We start from the raw sequence: 25181 nt of genomic DNA, 5'->3' as shown, positions 1-25181 counted from the left end.
GCGCTCCCTCAGTCCTTGACCAGCAAGCGCTGGACGCCGGCGAGCAGCAGCACGCCGGCCACGAGCACGACGCCGATCGCGGCGGCGACGTCGGGGCGGTTCTGCTCGATGCCCAGCTGGTACATCAGCAGCACCGGCGATGCGGACGCGCCGTCCGGGCCGCCACCCCCGGTGAGCAGGTAGGGCTCGGTGAACAGGTTGGCGCCGGTGACGATCGCGAGCAGCGTGACCAGCGACGTCGCGTGACGGACGCCCGGCACGGTGACGACGAAGAACTGCCGCACCGTGCCCGCGCCGTCGACCGACGACGACTCGTACAGCTCCTTGGGCACGTTCTGCAGCGCCGCCAGGTACAGCAGGACGAAGAAGCCGAGCTGCTTCCACGTGACGAAGCCCGCGATGGACGGCATGGCCCACGAGCTGTTGACCAGCCACGACGGGTCGGGCGCCCACGAGCCGAGCACCTGGTTCACCAGCCCGGTGCTGTTGAACAGGAACAACCAGATGCCGACGACGGCGACGCTCGCGGTGACGTACGGCGCGTAGAACGCGGTGCGCAGGAACGTCCGCCCCCGCAGTTTCGCGTTGAGCGCGGTGGCGAGCACGAGCGAGAGCGCGACCGTCAGCGGCACGTTGATGACGAGGAAGACGAGGATGTTCTTGAAGGCCTGCTGGACGGCGTCGCTGCCGAGCGCATCGCGGTAGTTCTGCAGGCCCACGAACGGCCGGGGCACGTCGACACCGGGTGCGGTGAACACGTAGCGGTGGAACGACATCCACACCGCGAGCCCGATGGGGTAGGCGAACAGCACCGCAATGAACAGCGCGTAGGGGGCGGCGAACAGGTAGCCGACCGGCTGCCGTCCGAACGTCCTGCGCAGGGACGGGGTCTTCGGCATCGTCACGGTCATTTCTTCGTCACCAGCCCGTCGATGGCGTCTGCGGTGTCGCGCAACGACGCGTCCACCGGGGTGTTGCCGAAGATGACGCTGCGGGTCCAGCCGTCGCGGAACCGCTGCCAGATCTGCACGGAGTTCGGCACGTTCGGTACCTCGACGAGGCCCGGCGACAGCGAAGCGAACGTCTTGTAGTCGCGGTGTTTCGCGAAGTAGGACGCGTACTGCTGCGTGACGTCCGTCCGCGTCGGGATCTGCCCGGTCAGGTCGAGGAACTTCCCGTCCTGCTGCGTGCTCGTCGAGAACTTCAGGAAGTCCCACGCGGTCGCGCGGTTCTTGCACGACGCGTACATGGCGACGTTCTTGGCGTCGGTGAAGGTGTGCGGGCTCGGCGTGCCGGACGGGGTCGGCACCCGGGTGACTCCCCAGTCGACCTTGTCGCCGTAGACGGAGATCGCCCACGGACCGACGGTCGCCATGGCCGCCACGCCGTCGGCGAACGCGTCGCCGTTGTAGACCTCGTTGCCGGCGAGCTTCTCGGCGTAGAGGGTGCGCCAGAACTGCGCGACCTCGCGGCCGGCGGCGTTGTCGAACGTGGCCTTTCCGTTGTCGCCGATCAGCTGTTTGCCGCCGCTCGCGGCGACGTAGGTGGGGTAGAAGTCGAACCAGCTCTGGAAGAAGTCGCTCGCCGGGGACGGGTTGATGGCGAAGCGGGCGGCCTTGCTCTTGACGATCTTCCGCGCGGCGGCGAGGAAGCTGCGGTAACTGCGCAGGTCGGGGTTGTCGGGATCGAGACCCGCCTTCGCGAAGATCTTCTTGTTGTAGAAGATCATCACCGGGTTGGCCTTCCACGGCAGCTGGTAGTACTTGCCGTCCGGGCTGCGGTACTGCTCGGCCGTGGCGCCGCTGCGCTGTTCGATGTACTGCCGGGCACCGGGGAACTGGTCGAGCGGCACGAGCCCGCCGATGGCCTGGAACTCCGGCACCGACGCCGGCGAGGTGTTGTAGATCAGGCACGGTTCGGTGCCGGCGATGATGCCGGCCTGGATGACGGCCTCGGACGACTTGCCCGTGGGCACCTCGCCGCCGGTGACCTTCTGGTCGGGATGCGCGCGGTTCCACGCGGCGACGGCCTGCTTGGCCCACGCCACCTCCTGCGCGTTGTTCGAGTACCAGATCTGGATCGGTCCGCGGGAGGTGCGCGCGCTGTCGGCGTCCACGGGGTCGACGACGCTGCACGCGGTGAGCGCAAGCGTGGCGACGGCCCCGAGCGCGGCGAGCGCGCGGCGGGAGTGGCGGGTCATCGTTGTCCCTTCGCCGGTTCACTGATCGAGCCGCGCGCGACCATGCGCGCGGGGGAGAGGTCGAGGTGCCGTGGCGGGGCTCCGCTCACGGCGTCGAGCAGGGCGCGCGCGGCAGCGGCCCCCCATTCGGCGACGTCGGTGCGCACGCTCGTCAACGGCGGGTACAGGTGCTGCACGAGGTCGGTGTCGTCGAACCCGGTGATCGACAACTCGGTGGGAACGTCCAACCCGAGGCGTTGCGCCACGGCGAGCCCCGCGACCGCCATGACGTCGTTGGCGTAGGTGATCGCGGTCGGACGCCGCCGGCGGGCCAGCAGCCGCTCGGTGGCGGCAGCGCCGGCCGCCGCCCCGAAGTCGGTGTACTCGAGCGGCCCGGGACGCAGCCCGGCGTCGGCGAGCGCGGCCGTCCACGCGTCGCGGCGCGAGCGCACGTGGCCGAACTGCTCCGGCCCGGTGACGTGCGCGATGTGGCGGTGACCCGCGGCGATGAGCGACTCGACCGTCTCGCGCATTCCCGCCGCGTCGTCGACCGACACCGAGCCCACCCGCGGGTCGGCGGCGTCGGCGTCCGGACGGCCCAGGGTCACCGCGGGCAGCCCGAGGTCGGCGACCAGCCGCGGACGGGGGTCGCCGGCACGCAGGTCGGTCAGGAACACGCCGTCGACCCGCTGCTCGGCGGCGAAGCGCCGGTACGTCTCGATCTCGGCGCGGTCGTCGGGCACGACCGTGAACACCAGGGCCTGCTCGGTGGGCTCGAGCGCGGTGGTCACGCCCGCGACGAACGCGGGGAAGAACGGGTCGGCGCCGACCGTCGTCGCGGGCCGCGCCACGACGAGCCCGAGCGTGGAGGACGAGCGCCGCGAGAGCGAGCGGGCCCGGTGGTTGGGGCGCCAGCCGAGTTCGGTGGCGACGTCGAGGATGCGCTGTCGGGTCTGCTCGCCGACGCCGGGGCGGCCGTTGAGCGCGAACGACACGGCACCCGGCGAGACACCCGCGTGGCGGGCGACGTCGGCGATGGTGACGGGACGCGGCATTCGTCCACTAAAACGCTTTAGCGTGGAGTGTGTCAACCGTCACGGCACGATGGGTACGTCCCGGGGATGCCGCGACCTGATGTCCTCGCCCTCGTCCTCGCCGGGGGACAGGGCTCCCGCCTCGACCTGCTCACCGAACACCGCGCGAAGCCCGCGGTGCCCTTCGCCGGGGGTTACCGGCTCATCGACTTCCCGCTGTCGAACTGCCTGCACAGCCGCATCACCGACGTCTGGGTGATGCAGCAGTACCAGCCCGCGTCGCTCAACGACCACCTCGCCAACGGCCGTCCGTGGGACCTCGACCGCACGACCGGCGGACTGCTCGTGCTGCCACCCTTCGAGGGCACCGTGCGGGAGGGGTTCACCAAGGGCACGGCGGACGGCCTGTGGCGCTACGCCGACTTCATCCGCGAGGAGAAGCCGCGCACGATCGTCATGGTCAGCGCCGACGCCGTGTACCGCCTCGACTACGCCGATCTCGTGCGCGGCCACCGCGAGTCCGGGGCGGCGCTGACGATGGTCACCTCACGCGTCGACCGCTCGGACGCGGGCCGCTACGGCGTCGTCGTGATCAACGGCGACGACGAGCAGGACGGGGCGACGGTCGCCGAGTACGCCTACAAGCCCGACGAGCCGGCGTCCGACCTCGTCGCCAACGAGGTGTTCGTCTTCGAGCCCGGGCACGTGCTCGACGTGCTCGACCGGCTGGCGAAGGACGCCGACACCGAGGAGGAGGGCCTCGGTGATCTCGGCGACGGGCTGCTGCCCGCGCTCGTCGAGGCCGGAGAGGTGCGGCAGCACCGCCACCGCGAGTACTGGCGTGACGTCGGCACCATCGACGCCTACTGGGAGGCGAACCTCGAGTTCGCCTCCGACGACCCGCCGCTCGACCTGGACGCCGACGAGTGGCCGGTGCGCTCGCAGGGTGGCGAGCGCTCACCGGCGTGGTTCGCCGCGTCGGCGTCCGTGTCGCGCAGCCTCGTCGGCGCGGGGGCACACGTCGCGGGAACCGTCGAGCACAGCGTGATCTCGCCGGGAGCCGTCGTCGAGGACGGCGCGACGGTGGTCGACAGCGTGCTGCTGCCCGGCGTCGTCGTCCGCGCCGGCGCCCGCGTCGAGCGGGCCGTCGTCGACGACGCCGTCGAGATCGGTCGCGACTGCGTCGTCGGCGGTCCGGGCGGGGAGCTCACCCTCGTCGGCGATCAGGCGGTGCTGGCCACGGGTACCCACTTGGCGGCCGGATCGCGGTACCCCGAGGGAAAGGACGAGTAGATGATCTTCATCGCCGCCAGGTGGCAGGTCAAACCCGAGCACGCCGACGAGTGGCCGCAGCTCACCCGCGAGTTCACCGAGGCCTGCCGCGCCGAACCGGGGTGTCTGTGGTTCGACTGGTCGCGCAGCCTCGACGACCCCGACGAGTACGTGCTCGTCGAGGCCTTCCGCGACGGTGACGCCGGAGGTGAGCATGTGCGGTCCGACCACTTCAAGAAGGCCCGGCAGGACCTCCCGCAGTACCTCGCGGCCACGCCGAAGATCGTGAACGTCGAGGTCGAGGGCACCGACTGGTCCGAACTGGGCGAGATGAAGGTCGACTGAGGCTTTCCTACCGATCCGGTCGACTACGGTGGAAGCCATGAACGGGTTGCCCGTGCTCGACCTGTCCGAACTGGACGACGGGGCCGACGCCGCGGTGCAGTTCGGCGAGCAGGTGCTCGCCGCCGCGCACGACGTCGGCTTCTTCGTCCTCACCGGTCACGGCATCCCCGACGACGTCGTGGCGCGCGCGTTCGCGACGGCCTCCGACTTCTTCGCGCTGCCGGACGAGGACAAGCTGTCCGTCGAGATGCTGCGCAGCCCGCACTTCCGCGGGTACACGCGCACCGGCGGCGAGCTCACCGGCGGCGCCGTCGACTGGCGCGAGCAGATCGATCTCGGCGCCGAGCGCGAACCCGTGGTGGGCGGGCCGGCGTACCTGCGGCTCGAGGGCCCGAATCAGTGGCCGTCCGCCCAGCCCGACCTGCGCGAGGTGTTCGGCGACTGGGAGCGGCGCGGCGTGGTGGTCGCGACCCGGTTGATGCACGCGTGGGCGGGGGCGCTCGGCTGTCCGTCCGACGCCTTCGACGGCCTGTTCGGCGACCGGCCGTCGACGTTGATCAAGCTGATCCGCTATCCCGGGCGGGACGAGCGCGGCCAGGGCGTCGGCGCCCACAAGGACCCGGGCGTGCTCACCCTGCTGATGGTCGAGCCCGGCAAGGGCGGTCTGCAGGTCGAGCACGGTGACGAGTGGGTCGACGTCTCCACCCCGCCCGGCGCGTTCGTCGTCAACACCGGTGAACTGCTCGAGTACGCGACCGACGGGTACCTGAAGGCCACCCGCCACCGGGTCGTCTCGCCGCCCGCGGGGGAGTCCCGGCTGTCGATCCCGTTCTTCTACAACCCGGCCCTCGACTCGACCGTGCCTCGCATTCCGCTGCCGGCGGGGCTGACCGGACCGGGGGTCACCCAGGACCCGGCCAACGTCATCTCCGGCACCTTCGGCGAGAACCTGCTCAAAGCCAGGTTGCGCGCCCATCCGGACGTCGCCGAGCGTCACCACGCCGATCTGCTCGCCGAAACGCGCCGCTGAGGCCGCAGTTCGGGCAGACTGCCGGGCATGCGGTCGATCTGGAAGGGGTCCGTCTCGTTCGGGCTCGTGAGCATCGGGGTGAAGCTGTACTCGGCGACCGAGGAGAAGTCGGTCAGCTTCAACCAGGTGCGGCGTGAGGACGGCGCGCGCATCCGCTACAAGCGGGTGGCCGAGACCGACGGCGAGGAGGTCAAGTACTCCGACATCGCCAAGGGCTATCAGCTGCCCAGCGGCGAGACGGTGGTGCTGACGGACGACGACTTCGCCGACCTGCCGCTGCCGAGCGCCCGCGTGGTCGACGTGGTGCAGTTCGTGCCCGCCGAGCAGATCGACCCGATCTACTACGCCAAGAGCTACTACCTCGAGCCCGAGAAGAACGCGATCAAGCCCTACGTGCTGCTGCGCCGGGCCCTCGAGGACAGCGACATGGTCGCCATCGTCAAGGTGGCCATCCGCAACCGCGAACAGCTCGCCACGCTGCGGGTGCGTGAGGACGTCATCGTGCTCAACACGATGATCTGGCCGGACGAGGTGCGCGCCGCCGACTTCGGGTTCCTCGACGAGGACGTCGAGCTGCGTCCGCAGGAGGAACAGATGGCGCGCTCGCTCGTCGAGAGCATGGCCGGCGACTTCGACCCCGACCAGTACACCGACAACTACCGCGAGGCGCTCGAGGCCGTCATCGAGGCCAAGGCCGAGGGTCGCGAGGTCGTCGAGCCCGAGGACCAGCAGCCCACCGCCGACAACGTCGTCGACCTCATGTCCGCTCTCCGCGCGTCGGTCGACGCCGCCAAGAAGGGCCGGGGCGAGTCGACCTCGTCGGTGCCCGCGAAAAAGGCTCCGGCCAAGAAGGCGGCCGCGAAGAAGGCACCCGCGAAGAAGGCGGCCGCGAAGAAGGCACCCGCGAAGAAGGCCGCGGCGAAGAAGACGACCGCGAAGAAGGCGGCCAAGAAGGCGGCGCGCAAGACCGCCTGACTCCCGCCTGTCGTCAGAACGGGGGTGGGTCGGGATCTCCTACCGTCTCGGGGACCGGGTCGGGCGGGAGTGGGTCGAGCCAGGGTTCGGGGTGGCCGGCGTAGTGGCGGCTGTCGGGTGAGAGCCAGTGGGTGGTGCCGTCGTGGCGAGCGGTGATCCAGCCTGCGTCGTGTTTGAGGCGGTGGTGCCGGCGGCAGAGGCAGTGCAGGTTGCCGGCCTCGGTGAGCCCGCCGCGGGCGGGGTCGGTGTGGTCGAAGGGGTCGAGGTGGTCGCAGTCGCAGGCTTCGGCGCGGCGGCGGCAGCCGGGGAAGCGGCAGGTGCGGTCGGTGAGTTCGACGAGCCGTTTGAGCATGGCGCCGCGGCTTGTAGGTGCGGGCGCCGACGGCTTCGAGGCGGCCGTGGCGGTCGATCAGGACCGGCCGCCACCAGGCTGTCGGGTCCATCGCGAGGCGGGCCGCGACCGAGATGGGGACGGGTTCGCCGTCGATCTCGGCCACACCCTCGGCGTCGGTCGCCTTCGCGCTCTCGAGCGCGCGGAGCGGGACGACGACCTGGATCGGCCGGGGCTTCTTCGCCGGACGCCGCCGACCTCCACGTTTCGCCCGCGCCACCCCGCGCGTGGGATCGGGCGCTGGCGCCGGGTCGGTCGGCCGTGCCCGTTCGCCGGTCGGCTCGTCGCAGGCGGCGGCGTCTGCGGCGTCTGCGGCGTCACCGTTGTGGGGATCGGCGCCGGCGGTGAGCAGATCGACCAGTACGTCGGCGCGGATCTCGTCGCGGGTGCGCGCGTCGTCCGGGTCTTCGGCGGCGGCGGCCACCTCGGCCTCGGTCAACGCGTCCAGTTCGTACCGCACCCGCGCCAGCTCGTCCGCCCCGAGGTGGGCGAACAACGATCCCATCCCGTCCGGATCGGCGACGAACCGCACCCGACGCGCCTTCCGCGCGATCGCGTGCCGCCGCTCGGCTCCCTCGGGATCGACCGCGAGCAGGGCTTTGCGGCAGCGGGCCTTGAACTCCGCCACCGACAGGTGATCGCAGCGCGGCAGCACCCGCGCCTCCACCCGACCGGTCGTCTCGGCATCGGCCAGCAGCGTGACGTCCAGCAGCACCGCCACGTGCCCACCGGTGATCCGCCCCGCCTCCAACGCCGTGAGCGTCTCGGGCAGCAGGTCGCACACCGTCCGCGCCTGCGCCAGACGCCCGGCCGCGGTCACCGGCGCGCACCTCAGCAGCGACGACACCGCCTCCCGGTTCCAGCGCATCGCCGGATGCTCGCGCTCGTCCAGCCGGTCGATCGCCGCGAGCGTCATCAACCGTCGCGCGTCCAGCGCGCACTGCTCCGCCTGCTGCGCCTCCAACTCGTCCAGCAACGCGTCCCGCGCGAGCACCGCCGGCTCGACCGCAAGACCGTTGCTGCTCATGTGTTCGATTCTACGAACCGCTACCGACAGAAAGTTCGTCCGCCGAGCCGTACGGTCTGGTTCGGGCGGGTCGACGAGTTCGTGACGATCGTCCGGCGACGGGCAGGACCGTCGCCGCTCTGACCAGCCGGGAGCGGCCCGGAGCGGCCCGGAGCGGCTCGGATCTCACCGTTCAGCGCACGGACCCCAGCCAGCGCCGCAGCTCGACCCCCAGCGCGACCGGCTGGTCGAGGTGGATCAGGTGCCCGGCGTCCGGGATCAGCGTCAGCGTGCTGCCCGGGATCGCGGCGTGCAGCCGGTGCGCGCGGTCGGCCGGGATCCAGGTGTCGTCCTCGCCCCAGACGATGTGGGTAGGAATGTCCAACCCGCCGAGCAGATCCTCGAACTCGGCCGTGAACCGCTCGTCCGCCTGCGCGATCTGCCGGTAGAACGCGGCCTGCCCGGCCTCGTCCGTCCAGGGGTCGACGAGCACCGCGAGCTCGTCCTCCCGCAACCCCCGGTGCGACGCACCCGCGATGTACGCCGCCAGCGCGCCGCGGTGCACGGCCGGTGGCAGCTGCGCGAAGACGTCCGCATGGTCCTTCACCAGCCGGAAGAACGGCGATCCCCAGGGGCGCAGCGCGACCACGTCGACGAGGCACAGCGAGGCGTACGGCACCCGGTCGAGCAGGTGCGTGCGCAGCGACACCGCGCCGCCGTAGTCGTGCGCGACCACGTGCGGGCGGTCCAGCCGCCAGTGCGCGAGCAGATCCGTGAACGCCTGCGACTGCACGCCGAGGTCGACGTCGTGCGCGGCGTCCTTGGACGACAGCCCGTACCCCGGCATGTCCCAGAGATGGACGGTGAACTCGCTCGCCAGCGCACGGGCGAACGGCGCCCAGAGCGCGGACGACCAGGGCGTGCCGTGGCAGAACACCAGTGGCGGACCCTTGCCGAACCGGTCCCACGCGATCTGCCGGCCGCGCCACTCCCACCGGTTCATACGACCACCCGCTGCTCCGTCTTGCCGGCCACGAGCAGGTGCAGCTGCATCGGCACGCCCTCGGCCTCGAGGGCGGTCCGCGCGGCGGGCAGGGCGTCCTCGACCAGGAATTCGCGGACGGCGTCGATGTCGCCGGCGGCGTGGGCCGCGACCCGCAGCACGAGGGTGGGCGTGTCCGCGCGACCGGTGACCAGCACCCGGGCCCGGGCGACGCCGGGGTGCGACTCGAGGTCCTCCTCGACCTGGTCGGTGAGGGCGGTGGCGGCGAGGACGGTGCGGCCGTGTTGCCCGGTGTCGGGGTCGATCGGCAGCCGCCGGAGCCGGTCGATGCGCGGCTGCACGAACAGCCAGCGCAGCGCGACGAGGCCGACGAGCGCCGCGGCGCCGCCGACGACCGCGAACGCCCACGTGTGGTCGTGCACCCACCGCCGTTGCGGACGGCTGTAGAGCCGGTCCGACTTCGGGAGTTGGGAGATCCAACCGAAATGGCGGGCGAGCAGGAACGTGCCCGCGGCGAGCAGGACGATGCCGACCACGACGAGTAGCACGTGGTTGAGCCGGGTGGTGCGCCGGTGCATCGTCACCCACTCCCTCGGACCACGGCGCGCACCGCGATCGGCCTGACGGGCGCGAGCACCGACAGACGCTCGCCGACCGCCGACTCGACCGCCTCGGACATGCCCGACACGTCGCGCAGCGGCGAGCGCGCCGTCACGCGGGCGCGGCCACGCCGCAACCGCACGCGTGCCGAGCCGATGCCGTCGACGCCGACGGCGACCGCGGCGAGATCGCGGGTGAGCCCGCCACGGGTGATGCCCGTGACGGTGTGGGCGTCGACGTCGGCGAGCTGCACCAGTGACCGCCGGGCGGGCAGCAGCCCGGCGAGAAGGAGCAGCAGGCCGGCTGCTGCGAGCACGACGCCGGCGACCAGCACGCCGACGTCCGTCCAGTCGTGGTCGCGCAGGCGGGCGGCCACGTCGGACGCGTCGCCCAGCACGGTGCGGTCCCGGCCCGACGCGACCTGGAACGCCGCGACGGACCCGAGCGCGGCGAGCACGAGCACGGCGAGCGCGGCGAGCGTCGAGGGCAGCGCGCGACGCCGCCGCGGCAGCGCGTTGCGGGCGCTCATCGGACCGGTCCGGACGCGGCCGGCTGCGCGCGGCGCAGCCGGGTGACCTCGATGTCGACGTCGCGGACGTCGACGTCGCACAGCCGGTCGACGACCTCGGTGACGTGACGGCGCACCTCGCGGGTGACGGGCACGACCGGGTTCGGGTACTGCACTCCCAGTTCGAGGCGCAGCTGCACGAACCGTCCGCTGACGACGGCGGACGCGCGGGCGCGTCCGACGTTGCGGCCGGGGAAGCGTTCGGCGAGCTTCGGGTCGAGCGGCGCGGTGCGCTCGACCTCGCCGGCGGCCTGGGCCGCGACCTTCTCGATGACCCGGTTCGCGACGAACAGCGAGCCGCGGTCCTCGGGATCGAGCAGCGGCCGGGGTCGGCTCATCGGTCGCGGCGGCCCTTACCGCCGAGGTACTCGGTGAGGTCGAGTTCGCCGTCGGCGACACGTCCGACGAGCACGCCGACCGCGGCGAAGACCGCGACCACGACGAAGCCCTGGAAGCCGCCGAAGACGAGGGCGAAGCCGAGTGCGATGCCGACGGCGAGGCCGATCAGCGTTGCGGAGTTGCGCATGGAAGTCCTTCTCGAAGAGTCATGTCAGATTGCGCGGCGGTCGCCCGGACAGCCGTCGCCGCACGTCGCGCACGACCCGCTGCACGACGCGGTCGGGACGGCGGCTGCGTACCACCCGGGGACGCTCGGCGCCGGTCGGACGCGGTGCGTCGAACCCGCGCAGTCCCGCGATGAACGCGTCGGGATCGCCGCCGCGGTCGGGATGCGCCGACCGGATGAACGCCCGCCGGGCGGCGGCGCGTTCGGCGGCCTCGCGTCCGTCACGGTCGGCATCGCTCACCCCTGCGAGTCTGCCGGATCGACCACGGGACGGGGTGCGGGCGCCGGTTCGCCGGGCAGCAGCACGTCCTCGACGGTGACGGTCACCGGCCGTCCGCCGGTGAGCGTCCCGAGCGCGGTCGCGACGCGCGCGCCGAGCCCGCCGAGATCGCCCCAGCGGGCGACCACGTTCAGCTCGACGTGCTCGTCGTCGACCCGCACGCCGGGGACGCTCGCGCCGCCACCGAGGTAGCTGCGGAACTGTCCGTGCGGCCCGGACGACATCGCGACGACGTCGTCGACGGTGAGCACCGCCGCCGCGATCGCGGCGGCGGCACCCGGGTCGGCGGCGGTCACTGCACCCGCGGATCCTCGTCCTCGGGATCGTCACCCGGGATGAACACGTCGTTGATGGCGATGTTCACCTCGGTGACCTCGAGCGCCGTCATGCGCTCGACGTTGGTGATCACGTTGCGGCGCACGGCCTTGGTGAGCTCGGCGAGCTCGACGCCGTACTCGACGACGAGGTCGAGGTCGATCGCGGCCTGCCGCTCGCCGACCTCGACGTTGACGCCCTGGCCGACGGCGGCCTTCACGCCGATGCGGTCGCGGACGGCACCCAGCGCGCGGGCGGTGCCGCGGCCGAGGTTGTGCACGCCACGCACCTCGCGTGCCGCCATGCCGGCGATCTTCTCCACGACGGTGTCGGCGATGGTCGTGCGGCCCTCGGTGGTGACCAGCGCGCTCTCGGGAGCGGGGGTCACCGCGGTGCCCGGGGTGTCGGTCTGCTTGGCGGTGCTCGTCATCTGCGTGTCCTTCCTGTGCTTCGCTGCGTGTCGGTGTGTCGCCGGGTCCGACGGGGCACGATGCCGTCGCGGCGATCGTTGGTTGGACGCACCGGCCGACGTGTTCGTCATGCGGCCATCGTGTGACCTGCATCACCGTCGCAGCGGGAGCGGAGGGAACCATGGCGACCGGTCACGGCGACCTCGCCGATCGCGCCGACGACGTGCTCGCCGATCGGGCTCGCGACGGCGACGCGGGCGCCTTCGAGACGCTGCTGCGCCGTCACGAACCCGCCGTGCGTGCCCTGGCCCTGCGCATCACCGGCAACGCCGCCGACGCCGACGACGCCCTGCAGGTGGCGTTCGTGTCCGCCTGGCGGGCGCTGCCGCGCTTTCGCGGCGACTGCGCGTTCGGCACCTGGTTGCACCGCATCGTCGCCAACCGCTCGACCTCGCTGGTGCGCGGCCGGCGGCCGGCCGTCCCCCTGCCCGAGGCCGACGACCGCCACCCCGCCGCCGACCATGCCCGCGGTCCCGCGGCATGCGCCGAGCGGGCGGCCTTCACGGGGGCGGTCACCGACGCGCTCGCCGCGCTGCCCGCCGACCAGCGCGCGGTGTGGCTGCTGCGCGAGGTCGAGCACCGCAGCTACGACGAGGTGGCCGTGCTCGTGGGCGAGAGCGCGAGCACCGTGCGCGGACGCCTGGCGCGGGCCCGGCGCACGCTCGCCGGTTCGATGGCGCAGTGGCGATGAACGGGTCGTCCGCCGTGCCGCCGGCCACGTCCGACCTCGCGTCCGACCTCGGGTCCGACCTCGTGTCCTCCGTCATGCGGACGGTCGCGGCCGAACCGCACCCCGCGCCGCTGCTCGACCTGCCCGTCGACGGGTGCCGGGTCACTGCCTCGGCGGTCGCGGCCGCCGTCCGCATCGCGCTCGACGCCGACCCGGGCGTCGTCGTCCGCCGCTGCCGCCTCGAACCCGGCGACAGCGCGTCGCGGGTCGTCGTGTGGGTGTCGCTCGCGATGGTGCTGCCCGCGTGGCGGGGGGCCGCGTCCGTCCGCACGCTGGTCGTGCAGACCGTCCGCACGTCGTTCGGGCTGGACGTCGAGCGGGTGGACGTCGACGTCGTCGACGTCGAGCTCCCGGTGGACGGCACATGAGCGTGACCGTCCGCTTCGCCGACGCGGCGATCCGCACCCTCGCGCGCCGCGCCGCCGGCACGGTCGCCGGGTTGGTGCGGGTGGTCGACTGCGACATCGCGCCCGGCGGGGGTGCCGTCGCGCTGCGCGTCGTCGTCCGTCCCTCGCCGCCGCCGGTGACGGTCGCGGCGGGCGTCGTCACGGCCGTCCGGACGCAGCTGCTGAGTGCGGGCGCAGAAACGGATGGGGAAATGCCGCGCGAGGTGGGCGTCACGATCGTCGGCGTGGAACCCTGATCCCATGGCCGCACGCCGCAACCCGTTCCTCGTCGCCGTCCTGGTGCTCGTCGCGCTGTGGGTGCTGGTGTCGGTGATCGGGCTGCTGATCAAGGGCCTGTTCTACCTGTTCGTCATCGGCGTGCTGCTCGTCGTCGGCACGCTGCTCTACGGCGCGTACGGCGCCGGACGCCGCTCCCGCCGGTGACTACCGGCCGGTAGCCGCCCGGTTAGGCTCGTCGAGTGCCGAAACCGCCGTCGCGTTCCGCCCCGGTCGCGCGTCTCGCCGACGCCGACTTCCCGTCGCTGGACGGGGTCACCGCGTGGCCGGCGTCGCGCACGACCGTCCACACGCCGGCGGGCAGCGTGACCCTGCAGGTGCGCACCACCTCGGGCAGCGACGGCGAGCCCTCGCGTGGCGAGCCCGCCCTGTTAGTGCACGGACTCGGGGGGTCGGCGCTGAACTGGACCGACTACGCCGGCCTGCTGCGCGACCGTCTCGCCGTCGAGTCGATCGACCTCCCCGGGCACGGCGGCTCCGATCCCGCGCCCGGCAACCGCTACACCCCGCAGACGCACGCCGACGCGGTCACCGCCTACCTCGAGCAGTCGGGCAACGACGGTCGCGGCCGCGGCGCGGTGCACCTCGTCGGCAACTCGATGGGCGGCGCCATCAGCATCCTGGTCGCGGCGCAGCGGCCCGACCTCGTCCGCAGCCTCACGCTGGTCTCGCCGGCGGTGCCCGACAACCGCATCCGCATCCACCCGCTCAAGGCGAACCCGCGCTTCGCGTTCATCATCGTGCCGGTGCTGGGCGAGTGGCTGACCAGACAGTTCACGAAGCGCTACGCCGCCGAGGTGCGCGCCAAGGGCACGATCGCGCTCTGTTTCGCCGACCGCAGCCGCTTCCCGCAGCAGCGCCTCGACGAGCTGGTCGCCGAGATGCGCGAGCGGGAGAAGATGTCGTGGGCCGACGCCGCCGTGCTGCGCTCGACCCGCGGACTGGCCCGGTCGCAACTGCTGCGTGGCCGCAGCGGCTGGCGTCTCATGCGCGACGTGAAGGCGCCCACCCTCGTGGTGTGGGGCGACACCGACCGTCTGGTGGCGCCCGACCTCGCGGCGTACGTCGCCGCGGCCATCCCCGATTCGCGGTTGCTCGAGCTCGAGCACATCGGGCACACCGCGATGATGGAGGACCCGGTGATCACCGCCCGGGCGACGGTCGGGCTGCTGGACGACCTGTGAACCGGTTCGCCGACATCCCCGTTTTCCCGGGTCGCTGTGCGACGCTGGGGGCGTGTCGCAGCACGGGGATCACGGCGCGCGCGGGCGGACGATGACCGCCGAGCGACGCGGCCACCCGCGCGACCCCTCCGGCGGGTACGGCACCGTCGAAGAGGGCCCCACCGAGGACGTCGACGTCCGCCACGCGCGGGGCAACCTGCGCCACGCCACCCCCTCGTACGGACGGCCGTCGCGCCCACCTGCGCGCTCCGGGGGCGTCGAATGGCTGCGCACGTTCGTGCGCCGGTACGGCTGGCGCGCGTACGCGTTGCCGATCCTGACCGTCGTCACCATCGTCGCGCTGGCGACCACCGGCAGCAGCAGCCCCTCCGGCGGCGAGGCCCCGCCCGCAGCTCAGGGCGGGCAGTCGTCCGCGTCGACGCCGCCCATGGCCGGCTCCCGCATCCCGCTGAAGAACGACGACAAGGGCAACCTGTCCGACACGCTGCTCAAGGCCGCCGCGCTGCCGCCCGGCCCCGCGTACACGAAGGCCGGCAACGGCACTTTCCGCGTCCTGCCCGGCAGCATGGCACCCGTCGGCACGGGTCAGCGCTTCCGCTACAGCATCGACGTCGAGAACGGCGTCACCGGCGTGAACCTGACGGCCTTCGCGGCCAAGGTCGACGCCGTCATGAGCGACAAGCGGTCGTGGGCCGGGCACGGAGTGTCCGTGCAGCGGGTCGGCTCCTGGAAGGGCACGACCGAGGGCACCGACGACTTCCACGTCACGCTGACCTCGTCCATGACCGTCCGGACGCTGTGCGGCTACGACATCCCGGTCGAGACGTCGTGCTTCGTCCGTGCCGGCTCCACGCCCGGTCTGACGGTCAACCGCGTCGTCTACAACGTCGCCCGCTGGGTGCGCGGCGCCCCCGCCTACCTCGGCGACCTCGACGCCTACCGCACCTACATGATCAACCACGAGAACGGCCACGCCCTCGGCCACGGGCACGCACACCAGTGCCTGCCCGGCGGGCTGTCGCCGGTGATGCTGCAGCAGACGTTCGGGCTGCGGTCGGCGGCCACCGGCAAGCTGTGCGAGGCGAACCCGTGGCCGTACCCGCCGGGCGTCCGGGGCACCCCGGGCGCCGAGCAGCCCGACACCCCGCAGAACAGCGAGTACGGCAAGGGCGACTGACGCGCCTCGTCGGAATGCGGGCGGCCACCGTACGGTTGTGACGAGACGTTGTCGCCGACCGTGAGAGAGACCGCACCGTGTCGATAAAGCTGCCGCCGCTCGTCGAGCCCGCGGACGAACTGACCACCGACGAGGTCCGTCGGTACAGCCGCCACCTGATCATCCCGGACGTCGCGATGGACGGGCAGAAGCGGCTCAAGAACGCCAAGGTGCTGTGCGTGGGCGCCGGCGGGCTCGGCTCGCCCGCGCTGCTCTACCTGGCCGCGGCCGGTGTCGGCACGCTCGGCATCGTCGAGTTCGACGTCGTCGACGAGTCGAACCTGCAGCGCCAGATCATCCACGGCCAGAGCGACATCGGCCGTCCCAAGGCGGACTCCGCGGCCGAGAGCGTCCGCGAGATCAACCCGTACGTGAACGTGATCGTCCACAACGAGCGTCTCGACAACGACAACGTGCTCGACATCTTCGGTCAGTACGACCTCATCGTCGACGGCACCGACAACTTCGCCACCCGCTACATGGTCAACGACGCGTGCGTGCTGCTCGGCAAGCCGTACGTGTGGGGTTCGATCTACCGCTTCGACGGTCAGGTGTCGGTGTTCTGGGACCAGTACGGACCCAACTACCGCGACCTCTACCCGGACCCGCCGCCGCCCGGAATGGTGCCGTCGTGCGCCGAGGGTGGCGTGCTCGGCGTCATCTGCGCCTCCATCGGCTCGGCCATGGTCAACGAGGCGATCAAGCTCATCACCGGCATCGGTGAGACCCTGCTCGGCCGCCTGCTCGTCTTCGACGCCCTCGAGATGACCTGGCGCGAGCTCAAGATCCGCAAGGACCCGAACGGGTACGAGATCAAGGAGCTCATCGACTACGAGGCCTTCTGCGGCGTCGTGTCCGAGGAGGCGCAGGACGCCGCCCGGGGCTCGACGATCACCGCGGCCGAGCTCAAGGAGCTGCTCGACAGCGACAAGCCGACGTACCTCGTCGACGTCCGCGAGCCGGCCGAGTGGGAGATCGTCCGCATCCCGGGCGCGACCCTCATCCCCAAGGACGAGATCCTGCGCGGCGACGCCCTCGCGACGCTGCCGCACGACAAGCAGATCGTCATGTACTGCAAGTCGGGCGTGCGCTCGGCCGAGACCCTCGCCGCCGTCAAGAACGCGGGCTTCAAGGACGCCGTGCACGTGCAGGGTGGCGTGACGGCGTGGGCCAACCAGGTCGACAAGACGCTGCCGGTCTACTGACCCGTCCTGCGACGTCATGAGCGAGGACGGCCTCACCGAGTTCGGTGAGGCCGTCCTCGACGTCGTCGAGCGCATCCCGCCGGGCCGGGTGATGACCTACGGCGCTATCGCCGAGGTCGTCGGTCGCGGCGGCCCCCGCGGCGTCGGGTCGGTCATGGCCCGCGAGGGGATGGCCGTCGCCTGGTGGCGGGTCGTGCGCGCGAACGGCACGTTGCCGTCCCATCTCATGCCCGATGCCCAGGAGCACTGGATCCTCGAGGGCACCGCGTTGCGCCGCGGCATCGTCGACGTCGAGCAGGCGCACTGGGTGCCCGACGACTGACGGTCCCCGTCGCGGAACTGTCGGACGTCCGTGATCCGATGGACGGGTGAGCGACGCCGCCTACCGCCTGGTGCGGACGAGCCGGCCCCCGGCCGACCCGCCGGTGCTCGACGACGCCCAGCGCGCGGTGGTCGAGCACCCGGGCGGTCCGCTGCTCGTGCTGGCCGGCCCCGGCACCGGCAAGACCACGACGCTCGTCGAGACCGTCGTCGCCCGGGCCGACGCCGGCGTTCCCGTCGAGTCGATGCTCATGCTCACCTTCAGCCGGCGCGCCGCCCAGGAGTTGCGCGACCGGGTCGCGGCCAGGCTGGGGCGCACCGTGCGCGAGCCCGTCGCCCGCACCTTGCACTCCTACGCGTTCGGCGTCGTGCGCATGGCCGCCGTCCGCCGCCGCGAACCGACCCCGCGCCTGCTGACGGCGTCCGAGCAGGACGTCGTCATCCGCGACCTGCTCGCCGACGGCGACGCGGGACGCTGGCCGGCGTCGCTGCGTCCGGCGCTGCGCACGCTGGGGTTCGCCGACGAGCTGCGGGCCCTGCTCACCCGTGCGGTCGAGCGGGGCCTCGACGGTCCCACGCTCGCCGAGCTCGGGCGCCGGCACCGCCGTGCCGACTGGGTGGCTGCGGGGGCGTTCCTCACCGAGTACCAGGGCGTCACCGTGCTGCGCGACCCCGGCGGCTACGACCCGGCCGAGCTCATCCAGGCGGCCATCAACGCGCTGCGCGACGACGCCGACCTGCTGGCCGGCGAGCGGGAGCTGCGGCGCCACCTGTTCGTCGACGAGTACCAGGACACCGACCCCGCGCAGCTCGAGCTGCTGCAGTTGGTGTCCGCGGGCAGCGACGAGCTCGTCCTCGTGGGCGACCCCGACCAGTCGATCTACGCGTTCCGCGGCGCCGACGCGAGCGCCATCCGCGACGTCGACACCCGCTTCGGCGACGGCCGGCCCGTCCCCGTCGTGGCGCTGCGGCAGTGCCGCCGCAGCGGTGCCACGCTGCTCGCCGCCACCCGCCGCGTCGCCTCGCGGTTGCCGGGGCGGCGTGAGCAGCGCGCGATCGTGCCCGCCCCCGGCACGCCGCCGGGCGAGGTGCAGGTGTCGGTGTTCCGCAGCGCGAGCGAGGAGGCCGCCTACGTCGCGGGCGAGCTGCGGGCCGCGCACCTGGCGGGCGTGCCGTGGTCGCGCATGGCCGTGCTCGTCCGGTCGACCACCGCGTCGCTCGGCACGCTGCGCCGCGCGATGGTCACGGCGGGCGTGCCCGTCGCGGTGGCCGGCGACGACCTGCCGCTGGCCGACCAGTCGGCGGTCACCGTCCTGCTGCAGCTGATCGGGCTCAGCCTGCGCCCGCACGCCCTCGACGAGCAGTTCGCCGAACAGCTGCTCACCGGGCCCATCGGCGGCGCCGACGACCTCTACCTGCGCCGGGTGCGCCGCACGCTGCGGCGCACCGTGCCCGAGGAGAACGGCGCCCTCGTGCCCGCCCTGCGCGACCGGCTCGGCATCGAGGCGCTCGACGACCAGGTGCGCCGTCCGCTCGCCCGGGTGGCCGCGGTGCTCGCGGCCGGCGCCGAGGCGGTCGCCGAGAACGTGGCCACCGAACAGCTGCTCTGGGCGCTGTGGGACGCGTCCGGTCTGGCCCGACGCTGGGAGGCCGCCAGTGCGGCGGGCGGCGCTGCCGGCGCCGCGGCCGACCGCGACCTCGACGCGGTCGTCGAGCTGTTCCGCGCCGCCGCCGACTTCACCGACCGCCTGCCCCACCTGGGCGCCGGCGAGTTCGCCGCCTACGTGGCCGCGCAGCAGATCCCGGGTCCGGGCGCGTCCGGCCGGGCGCACGAGCCCGAGGCGGTCGCCGTGCTCACCGCCCACGCCAGCAAGGGCCTCGAGTGGGATCTCGTGTGCGTGGCCGGCGTGCAGGAGGGCCGGTGGCCCGACCTGCGACGCCGCGGCTCACTGCTCGGGGTCGACCAGCTCGTCGACGCGGTGCAGCAGCTCGACATCACCCCCAGCACCGGCGCCGACGCCCTGGCCCCCCAGCTCGCCGAGGAACGCCGCCTGTTCTACGTCGCCGCCACCCGCGCCCGCCGCCGCCTGGTCGTCACCGCGGTCGCGGGCGACGAGGAGCAACCCTCGCGCCTGCTCGACGAGCTCGACCCGACCGACGGCACCCGCGCGGCCCAACCGCCCAAGCTGGGCGTGCACCTGCCGGGGCTGGTGTCCGAACTGCGGGCGGTGGTGTGCGATGCCGCCGCGGCCGACGCCGACCGCCGGGCGGCCGCGGCGCAACTGTCCAGGCTCGCGGCCGGCGGGGTGCCCGGCGCCGACCCGGACGAGTGGTGGGGCCTGGCGCCGCTGAGCACCGAGGCGGGCGCGGCCGACCCCGACCGTCCGGTGCGGGTGGGCCCGTCGCGCATCGAGCAGTTCCTCACCTGCGAGCTGCGCACCCTGCTGCTCGGCCTGGGCGTCACCGGCGGCGAGAGCGCCGCCGCCGACCTCGGCACCCTCGTGCACGATCTCGCCGCCACCGCCGATCCCGACCAGACCCTGCAGGAGTTCGAGGCCCGGCTCGACGCGCGGTGGCACGAGATCGACTTCGGCGCCGCGTGGCTCTCCGACAACCAGCGGGTCCGGGCGAGCGAGATGCTGCGACGGCTCGTCGACTGGTTGCGCGAGAGCCGCCGGCGGCTCGAGCACGTGGCGTCCGAACGGGAGTTCTCCGCCCAGGTCGGCGACGCCGTCATCTCCGGCCGCGTCGACCGACTCGAACGCGACCAGCAGGGCCGGCTCGTCGTCGTCGACCTCAAGACCGGCAGCACGAAGGCGAAGGACCTCGACCGGCACCCGCAGCTCGGGGCCTACCAGCTGGCCATCGCCCACGGCGGTTTCGCCGGCGAGGGCACCGACCCGGGCGGTGGCGAGCTCGTCCAGCTCGGCGCCTCCGGCGCGGTCACCCAGACCCAGCCGCCGCTCGCCGACGCCGACGACCCCGGCTGGGCGCGCGAGCAGGTCGACCACGTCGCGTCCCGCATGCGCGGGTTCGAGTTCACGGCGATCCAGAACGACCGCTGCCAGCTGTGCGTCGTGCGCACGTGCTGCCCGTTGCAGCCGAGCGGACGGCAGGTGCCGTGACCGCCACCGTCTCCGCGCCCGAGCTGGCCCGCCTGCTCGGCCAGCCCCCGCCCACCGACGAGCAGCGTGCGGTCATCGAGTCGGGGCTCGAGCCTGCCGCCGTCGTCGCCGGGGCGGGGTCGGGCAAGACCGAGACCATGGCCGGCCGGGTGGTCTGGCTGGTGGCCAACCGGCACGTCCGTCCGGACGAGGTGCTGGGGCTGACGTTCACCCGCAAGGCCGCCGCCGAGCTCGGACTGCGCATCCGGCGGCGGCTCGCGCAGTGGCGGCGGGTGGTCGAGCACGACCTGCCCGGCGACACCGAGCACCTGGCGATGCTGCAGTCCTTCGAGCCGACGGTGTCGACCTACGCCGCGTACGCCGGCCGGCTCGTGTCCGAGCAGGCGCTGCGCGTGGGCCGCGAGCCCGACGCCCGGTTGCTGTCGCCCGCGCTGCTGTGGCAGGTGTCCGACCGGGTCGTGCGGCACTGGGAGGGCCCGCTGCCCGACTTCAAGGCCGTCTCGTCGCTGGTGCACTGGGTCATCGCGATGGCCGGGCAGTTCGCCGACCACCTCACCGACGCGGACACCGTCGGCGCGTTCTGCGACGACGCCCTCGCGCGTTTCTTCGCGCTGCCCATCGGCAAGGGCGCGCGCAGCGACGTGCCGTCGTCCACCACGGGTTACGTCAAGGCCATGGGTCAGCGGCAGGCGCTGGTCCCGATCGTCCGCCGGTTCCAGGAGGCCAAGGAACAGCTCGGCGCCGTCGACTTCGGCGACCAGACCCGCATCGCGGCCGAGCTCGCGGGGCTGCCCGAGGTCGCCGCCGCCGAACGTGCCCGGTTCCGGGCGGTGCTGCTCGACGAGTACCAGGACACCGGCCACGCCCAGATCGTCATGCTGCGCGGCCTGTTCGGGGCGGGCCACCCGGTGACCGCGGTGGGGGACCCGTTCCAGTCGATCTACGGCTGGCGGGGGGCCAGCGCCGGCAACATGGGCGCGTTCGACGTCACCTTCCGGCGGGCGGACGGCGAGCCCGCCACCGTCTACCCGTTGGCCACGAGCTTCCGCAACGGCCGGGCGATCCTCGCTGCCGCCAACGACGTCGCCGCGCCGTTGCGCACCAGCCGGGTCACGGTGCCGCTGCAGCCGCACGCCGGCAGCGGCCGGGGGCACGTCGCCGTCACCTTCACCGAGACCGTCGACGAGGAGGCCCGCTGGGTCGCCGCGCAGATCGAGGCCGCCTGGGACGGCCTGCCCACCGGACAGCGCACCGCCGCGGTGCTCGTGCGCCGCCGCAGCCAGATGCCGGTGCTCGCCGATGCGCTGCACGAGGCGGGGTTGCCCGTCGAGATCGTCGGGCTGGGCGGCCTGCTCACCACCCCCGAGGTGGTCGACGTCGTCGCCACGCTGCGCGTGCTGGGCGAGGGCAGTCAGGCCGGTGGCAGCGCGGCGCTGATGCGCCTGCTCACCGGGGCACGGTGGCGCATCGGCCCGCGCGACCTCGCCGTGCTGCGCGACCGCGCCGCCGACATCGTCCGTGTCGACGCGCCTGCCGACGCGCCTGCCGACGCGCCTGCCGCCGAACCGGTCGTCGAGCCGTTGAGCCTGGTCGAGGCGCTCGACGACCTCGGGCCTCGCGAGCGCTTCTCCGACACCGGGTACCGGCGGCTGCGCCGCCTGGGCGGGGAGCTGGCCCGGCTGCGGCGACGGCTGCAGGCGCCGCTGGCCGAACTCGTGGCCGAGGTCGAGCACGCCATCGGAGTGGGCGTCGAGGTCGAGGCCCGCCCCGACCACGCGCAGGTGGGCCGCGTGCATCTCGACCGGTTCCTCGACGTCGCCGCCGGTTTCGCCGCCGAGGCCGGCGACCCGAGCCTGGGTGCGTTCCTCGCCTACCTCGAGGCGGCCGAGGACGAGGAGAACGGCCTCGAGGCCGGCGAGGTGGTCGTCGCGGCCGAACGGGTGCAGCTGCTGACGGTGCACGGCGCGAAGGGACTCGAGTGGGACGTCGTGGCCGTTCCGGGTCTCGTCGACGACGTCTTCCCGGGCAGGCCCACCGGCATCAACTGGACGAAGGCGCGCCACGAGCTGCCCGCGCCCCTGCGGGGCGACCGCGACGACCTGCCCGCCCTCGACCTGCGCGAGGCGACCACGCGCGTCGAGATCGGCACCGCGCTCAAGACGCACGAGCAGGCCGTCCACGACCGGCACCGCGACGAGGAACGGCGCCTGGCGTACGTCGCGCTCACCCGCGCCCGGTCGACCCTGCTGGCGAGCGGATACGCCTGGGACACGACCAAGAAGCCGCGTACGCCGTCGCCCTACCTCGAGACCCTGCGTGGGCACGTCGAGCCCGACGAGTGGTTCGTGCCCGAGGAGGACGCGGTCAATCCCCGCACCGCCCAACCCGTCACCGCCACCTGGCCGGCCGACCCCTTGGGCGCCCTGCCCGGGGTCAGCGACGACCGCCGCGCCGCGGTCGAGGCGGGTGCCGCCCTGGTGCGCGCGGCGGCGGCGGTGCTCCCCGGCCTGGCGGACCTCGGCAAGGTCGCGGCCGGCGGCGCGCCCGAACCCGGTACCCGCGCGGCCCAGTGGCGCGACGACGTCGACGTGCTGCTCGCCGAGCGCGAGCGGCAGCGCCGGGGCGCCACCATCGACGTCCCCCTGCCCGGGCGGTTGTCGGTGTCGCAGCTGGTCGAGCTCGACCGCTCGCCGGACGTGCTCGCCCGCCGGCTGCACCGCCCGTTGCCGTCGCCGCCCGCGCCGTGGGCGCGCCGTGGCACCGCGTTCCACGAGTGGCTCGAGCGTCGATGGTCGATGCCCACGCTGCTCGACGTCGACGAGCTGCCCGGCGCCGCCGACGACGGTGCCGGCGAGGCGCCCGGTCTGGCCGAGCTGCAGGCCGCGTTCGAGGCCGGCGCGTGGTCGCACCGCACCCCGCACCAGGTCGAGGTGCCGTTCGAGATGACCATCGACGGGCGCGTCGTGCGCGGGCGCATGGACGCCGTGTTCGCCGAGCCGGACGGCGGGTGGTTCGTCGTCGACTGGAAGACCGGCGCACGCCCGGCCGGCGCGGCGGCCGCGGCCGCCGCGGTGCAGCTGGCCGCCTACCGCCTGGCGTGGGCGCGGCTCGTCGGCCTGCCCGACGCGCACCTGCACCGCGTCCGCGCGGCGTTCCACTACGTGCGCACCGACGAGACCGTCGAACCGCAGCCGTTGCTCGACGCCGACGGCCTGCGCGCGCTGCTCGCCGGCGAGCAGCCCGCGGTCAGAGGGGCTTGAGCTCGCTGATCCGCCAGCCCGCAGCACGGTGCACGGCGGTGATCTGCACCTGGGCGGCCGACACCGAGCTCTGCCCGTCAGTGGCGCGGGTGCTCTGCTGGTCGAGGAACACGAGCAGCCGCGCGGTACGCCCGTGCAGCTCGACGACACCCGCCGAGGTCACCCGCGCCACCAGCGTCAGCTTCTGGTTCGGGGCCAGCTGCTGCAGCTGCCGGAACAGCAGCGTGTACTGCGCGGGCGCGTCACCGACCAGCCAGCGCCGCGCCGCGGCCTGCGCCACCTCGGGCTTGCGGTAGTCGTAGCTGAGCATCTGGTTCAACGCCGTGCTCACCTGTCCGACGGCCTCGCCGGTCGTCGTGCGGTCGAGCAGCGCCCGGTTGGCCGTCGCGGGGTCGTCCGAGAGCGAGTGTGCCCGCACGAGCAGCACGGTCCCGAGCGTCACGCACACGAGGGTGACGGCGGCCAGGGCCGCGACGAGAGCGGTGCGGCGCCGGGGAACCGTCGTGGTGACCGCCATCAGAACTGCACCGCCACGATCGTCAGTCCCGACAGTTTCCACTCGTCGCCGACCTTCGTCATCGTCGCCTGGAACCGGTTGCGCGTCGTCGTCGCGGCACCCCGGGCGGGTTGCTTCTTCACGTTGACCGAGGCGATCACCGTGGCCGTCCCCTTCGTGGTGTCCAGCGACCGGACGGCGGCGTCGAGCACGGTCGCGCTGGTCGTGGTGCGGGCCTGGGCGAGCAGTTTCACCGCCGCGGCCCGCGAGTCGGAGAACTCGTCGTGCAACGAGCCGGTCGACACGTCGAGCCAGTTGCGCATCGCCGCGTCCGGGTGCTGCCAGTCGGACGTGTTCACCGTCGCCACCGCCAGTCGCGCGTCGGTCGCCACCTCGTCGCGCGCGTGCGCGAACGCGCGCTGCCGGTCGTGGTCGGCGCGCCACCAGATCACGCCGCTCACCACCGCGAACGCCACCGCCAGCGCCGCCGCGACGCTCGCCGCGACCACCGCCGCTCCCGGGCGGGCGCGGCGCTGCGGCGCCGCGTCGTCGTCGGGCTCGGGGTCGGTGTCGGTGTCGGTCGTGTCGTCGTCAGCGGCGGTGTCGTGGGTGGTGCTGGTGGTGTCGTCGTCGGCGGTGACGGTGTCGTCGGTGGTGTCGTCGGTGTCCTCGGTGACGGCAGCGTCGAGATCCGTGTCGTCGCTGTCGATCCGGCGCGTCGCGCCGGACGCCGGTGCGTCGGCAGCCTGGGACGTGTCGGATGCAGCGGGGGCGCGCCCCGCCGCCCGCAGGGCGCGCAGGGTGGCCCCGGCCATCGTCCGATCGCGCCCGGCGTCGGGCTCGGAGGTCGACGAGGTCGAGGAGGTCGACGAGGTCGAGGAGGTCATCGCGGTCTCTCTGCTCTCGGTGTCGGGGTGCGTGCCGGTGT

General features: G+C 73.2%; 28 protein-coding genes and 1 pseudogene. 14 read left to right on the top strand and 15 right to left on the bottom strand.

All coding sequences use genetic code 11. The features are described from left to right. Nucleotides 1-8 precede the first annotated feature (8 nt). The 3 genes from ACYVP9_RS22325 to ACYVP9_RS22315 are packed head-to-tail and all read right to left on the bottom strand — an operon-like array spanning nucleotide 9 to nucleotide 3234. Entirely contained in the window at nucleotides 9-911 is a 903-nt protein-coding gene (locus tag ACYVP9_RS22325; RefSeq protein WP_460607179.1) for a carbohydrate ABC transporter permease, read from the bottom strand. Beyond that, nucleotides 908-2200 carry a type 2 periplasmic-binding domain-containing protein gene (locus ACYVP9_RS22320; protein ID WP_460607178.1) on the bottom strand — a complete coding sequence of 431 codons (1293 nt, stop codon included), beginning with the start codon at nucleotides 2198-2200 and terminating at the stop codon, nucleotides 908-910. Before ACYVP9_RS22320 ends, ACYVP9_RS22325 begins: the two co-directional genes overlap by 4 nt. Then, the gene (locus ACYVP9_RS22315) at nucleotides 2197-3234 is read right to left on the bottom strand and encodes a LacI family DNA-binding transcriptional regulator (protein WP_460607176.1); all 1038 of its coding nucleotides are present in this window, start codon (nucleotides 3232-3234) and stop codon (nucleotides 2197-2199) included. The genes ACYVP9_RS22320 and ACYVP9_RS22315 overlap by 4 nt, the downstream gene beginning before the upstream one ends. Nucleotides 3235-3300: 66 nt before the next feature. Here ACYVP9_RS22315 and ACYVP9_RS22310 point away from each other — a divergent pair, with 66 nt between their 5' ends. From ACYVP9_RS22310 to ku, 4 genes are read left to right on the top strand one after another with little or no spacing between them, the layout of a single operon-like run. Continuing rightward, nucleotides 3301-4506: a glucose-1-phosphate adenylyltransferase family protein gene (locus ACYVP9_RS22310; protein ID WP_460607175.1), complete on the top strand. Its 1206-nt coding sequence runs from the start codon at nucleotides 3301-3303 to the stop codon at nucleotides 4504-4506. Beyond that, nucleotides 4507-4830, top strand: coding sequence for a putative quinol monooxygenase (locus ACYVP9_RS22305; protein WP_460607174.1), 324 nt, complete (start codon nucleotides 4507-4509; stop codon nucleotides 4828-4830). Between the two features lie 37 nt (nucleotides 4831-4867). After that, nucleotides 4868-5860 carry an isopenicillin N synthase family dioxygenase gene (locus tag ACYVP9_RS22300; RefSeq protein ID WP_460607173.1) on the top strand — a complete coding sequence of 331 codons (993 nt, stop codon included), beginning with the start codon at nucleotides 4868-4870 and terminating at the stop codon, nucleotides 5858-5860. A gap of 27 nt (nucleotides 5861-5887) precedes the next feature. Further along, nucleotides 5888-6835: a Ku protein gene (gene ku, locus ACYVP9_RS22295; RefSeq protein ID WP_460607172.1), complete on the top strand. Its 948-nt coding sequence runs from the start codon at nucleotides 5888-5890 to the stop codon at nucleotides 6833-6835. A gap of 13 nt (nucleotides 6836-6848) precedes the next feature. Here the strand turns inward: ku and ACYVP9_RS22290 are convergent, their stop codons facing one another. The 10 genes and pseudogenes from ACYVP9_RS22290 to ACYVP9_RS22245 form a co-directional block, all read right to left on the bottom strand. Next, entirely contained in the window at nucleotides 6849-7187 is a 339-nt protein-coding gene (locus ACYVP9_RS22290) for an HNH endonuclease signature motif containing protein (RefSeq protein ID WP_460607260.1), read from the bottom strand. A 409-nt stretch (nucleotides 7188-7596) separates the two neighbouring features. Then, nucleotides 7597-8142 (bottom strand): annotated as a pseudogene (locus ACYVP9_RS22285) (DUF222 domain-containing protein); the annotation flags it as partial. Between the two features lie 283 nt (nucleotides 8143-8425). Continuing rightward, nucleotides 8426-9235, bottom strand: coding sequence for an alpha/beta fold hydrolase (locus ACYVP9_RS22280; RefSeq protein ID WP_460607171.1), 810 nt, complete (start codon nucleotides 9233-9235; stop codon nucleotides 8426-8428). Beyond that, a complete protein-coding gene (locus tag ACYVP9_RS22275; protein ID WP_460607170.1) occupies nucleotides 9232-9813 on the bottom strand; it encodes a hypothetical protein in 582 nt (193 codons plus the stop codon). The genes ACYVP9_RS22280 and ACYVP9_RS22275 overlap by 4 nt, the downstream gene beginning before the upstream one ends. Before the next feature lie 2 nt (nucleotides 9814-9815). After that, entirely contained in the window at nucleotides 9816-10364 is a 549-nt protein-coding gene (locus tag ACYVP9_RS22270; protein ID WP_460607169.1) for an Asp23/Gls24 family envelope stress response protein, read from the bottom strand. Continuing rightward, entirely contained in the window at nucleotides 10361-10741 is a 381-nt protein-coding gene (locus ACYVP9_RS22265; RefSeq protein ID WP_460607168.1) for an Asp23/Gls24 family envelope stress response protein, read from the bottom strand. The genes ACYVP9_RS22270 and ACYVP9_RS22265 overlap by 4 nt, the downstream gene beginning before the upstream one ends. Continuing rightward, complete coding sequence (locus ACYVP9_RS22260) at nucleotides 10738-10929, bottom strand: hypothetical protein (protein WP_460607167.1); 192 nt, start codon at nucleotides 10927-10929, stop codon at nucleotides 10738-10740. Before ACYVP9_RS22260 ends, ACYVP9_RS22265 begins: the two co-directional genes overlap by 4 nt. A gap of 19 nt (nucleotides 10930-10948) precedes the next feature. Then, the gene (locus tag ACYVP9_RS22255) at nucleotides 10949-11209 is read right to left on the bottom strand and encodes a hypothetical protein (RefSeq protein WP_460607166.1); all 261 of its coding nucleotides are present in this window, start codon (nucleotides 11207-11209) and stop codon (nucleotides 10949-10951) included. Next, nucleotides 11206-11544 carry an Asp23/Gls24 family envelope stress response protein gene (locus tag ACYVP9_RS22250; protein WP_460607165.1) on the bottom strand — a complete coding sequence of 113 codons (339 nt, stop codon included), beginning with the start codon at nucleotides 11542-11544 and terminating at the stop codon, nucleotides 11206-11208. Before ACYVP9_RS22250 ends, ACYVP9_RS22255 begins: the two co-directional genes overlap by 4 nt. Beyond that, nucleotides 11541-11993, bottom strand: a complete 453-nt coding sequence (locus tag ACYVP9_RS22245) for an Asp23/Gls24 family envelope stress response protein (RefSeq protein WP_460607164.1) — start codon at nucleotides 11991-11993, stop codon at nucleotides 11541-11543. Before ACYVP9_RS22245 ends, ACYVP9_RS22250 begins: the two co-directional genes overlap by 4 nt. Nucleotides 11994-12154: 161 nt before the next feature. Between ACYVP9_RS22245 and ACYVP9_RS22240 the strand changes: the two genes are divergently transcribed. From ACYVP9_RS22240 to ACYVP9_RS22195, 10 genes are all read left to right on the top strand, one after another. Then, on the top strand, nucleotides 12155-12724 hold the full coding sequence (locus tag ACYVP9_RS22240) for an RNA polymerase sigma factor (RefSeq protein ID WP_460607163.1): 570 nt from the start codon (nucleotides 12155-12157) through the stop codon (nucleotides 12722-12724). Then, entirely contained in the window at nucleotides 12721-13131 is a 411-nt protein-coding gene (locus tag ACYVP9_RS22235) for a hypothetical protein (RefSeq protein ID WP_460607162.1), read from the top strand. The genes ACYVP9_RS22240 and ACYVP9_RS22235 overlap by 4 nt, the downstream gene beginning before the upstream one ends. Then, nucleotides 13128-13406 carry a hypothetical protein gene (locus ACYVP9_RS22230; protein WP_460607161.1) on the top strand — a complete coding sequence of 93 codons (279 nt, stop codon included), beginning with the start codon at nucleotides 13128-13130 and terminating at the stop codon, nucleotides 13404-13406. The genes ACYVP9_RS22235 and ACYVP9_RS22230 overlap by 4 nt, the downstream gene beginning before the upstream one ends. Nucleotides 13407-13410: 4 nt before the next feature. Then, nucleotides 13411-13593 carry a hypothetical protein gene (locus ACYVP9_RS22225; RefSeq protein WP_460607160.1) on the top strand — a complete coding sequence of 61 codons (183 nt, stop codon included), beginning with the start codon at nucleotides 13411-13413 and terminating at the stop codon, nucleotides 13591-13593. Between the two features lie 35 nt (nucleotides 13594-13628). Then, entirely contained in the window at nucleotides 13629-14630 is a 1002-nt protein-coding gene (locus ACYVP9_RS22220; protein ID WP_460607159.1) for an alpha/beta hydrolase, read from the top strand. A gap of 52 nt (nucleotides 14631-14682) precedes the next feature. Further along, a complete protein-coding gene (locus tag ACYVP9_RS22215) occupies nucleotides 14683-15807 on the top strand; it encodes a DUF3152 domain-containing protein (protein ID WP_460607158.1) in 1125 nt (374 codons plus the stop codon). 83 nt (nucleotides 15808-15890) lie between these two features. Next, a complete protein-coding gene (moeZ, locus tag ACYVP9_RS22210) occupies nucleotides 15891-17051 on the top strand; it encodes an adenylyltransferase/sulfurtransferase MoeZ (protein WP_460607254.1) in 1161 nt (386 codons plus the stop codon). Between the two features lie 16 nt (nucleotides 17052-17067). Next, nucleotides 17068-17373: an MGMT family protein gene (locus tag ACYVP9_RS22205; protein ID WP_460607157.1), complete on the top strand. Its 306-nt coding sequence runs from the start codon at nucleotides 17068-17070 to the stop codon at nucleotides 17371-17373. A 46-nt stretch (nucleotides 17374-17419) separates the two neighbouring features. After that, nucleotides 17420-20497, top strand: a complete 3078-nt coding sequence (locus tag ACYVP9_RS22200; RefSeq protein WP_460607156.1) for an ATP-dependent helicase — start codon at nucleotides 17420-17422, stop codon at nucleotides 20495-20497. Further along, complete coding sequence (locus tag ACYVP9_RS22195) at nucleotides 20494-23757, top strand: UvrD-helicase domain-containing protein (RefSeq protein ID WP_460607155.1); 3264 nt, start codon at nucleotides 20494-20496, stop codon at nucleotides 23755-23757. The genes ACYVP9_RS22200 and ACYVP9_RS22195 overlap by 4 nt, the downstream gene beginning before the upstream one ends. Here ACYVP9_RS22195 and ACYVP9_RS22190 read toward each other — a convergent pair. Next, nucleotides 23744-24274 carry a hypothetical protein gene (locus tag ACYVP9_RS22190; protein ID WP_460607154.1) on the bottom strand — a complete coding sequence of 177 codons (531 nt, stop codon included), beginning with the start codon at nucleotides 24272-24274 and terminating at the stop codon, nucleotides 23744-23746. The two genes, ACYVP9_RS22195 and ACYVP9_RS22190, sit on opposite strands and share 14 nt — an antisense overlap. Then, entirely contained in the window at nucleotides 24274-25140 is an 867-nt protein-coding gene (locus ACYVP9_RS22185) for a hypothetical protein (protein WP_460607153.1), read from the bottom strand. Before ACYVP9_RS22185 ends, ACYVP9_RS22190 begins: the two co-directional genes overlap by 1 nt. Nucleotides 25141-25181 lie beyond the last annotated feature (41 nt).

This window comes from Jatrophihabitans fulvus (assembly GCF_054781375.1).
The sequence above is the reverse complement of the archived record's forward strand: the minus strand, read 5'-3'. Positions and strand labels throughout refer to the sequence as shown.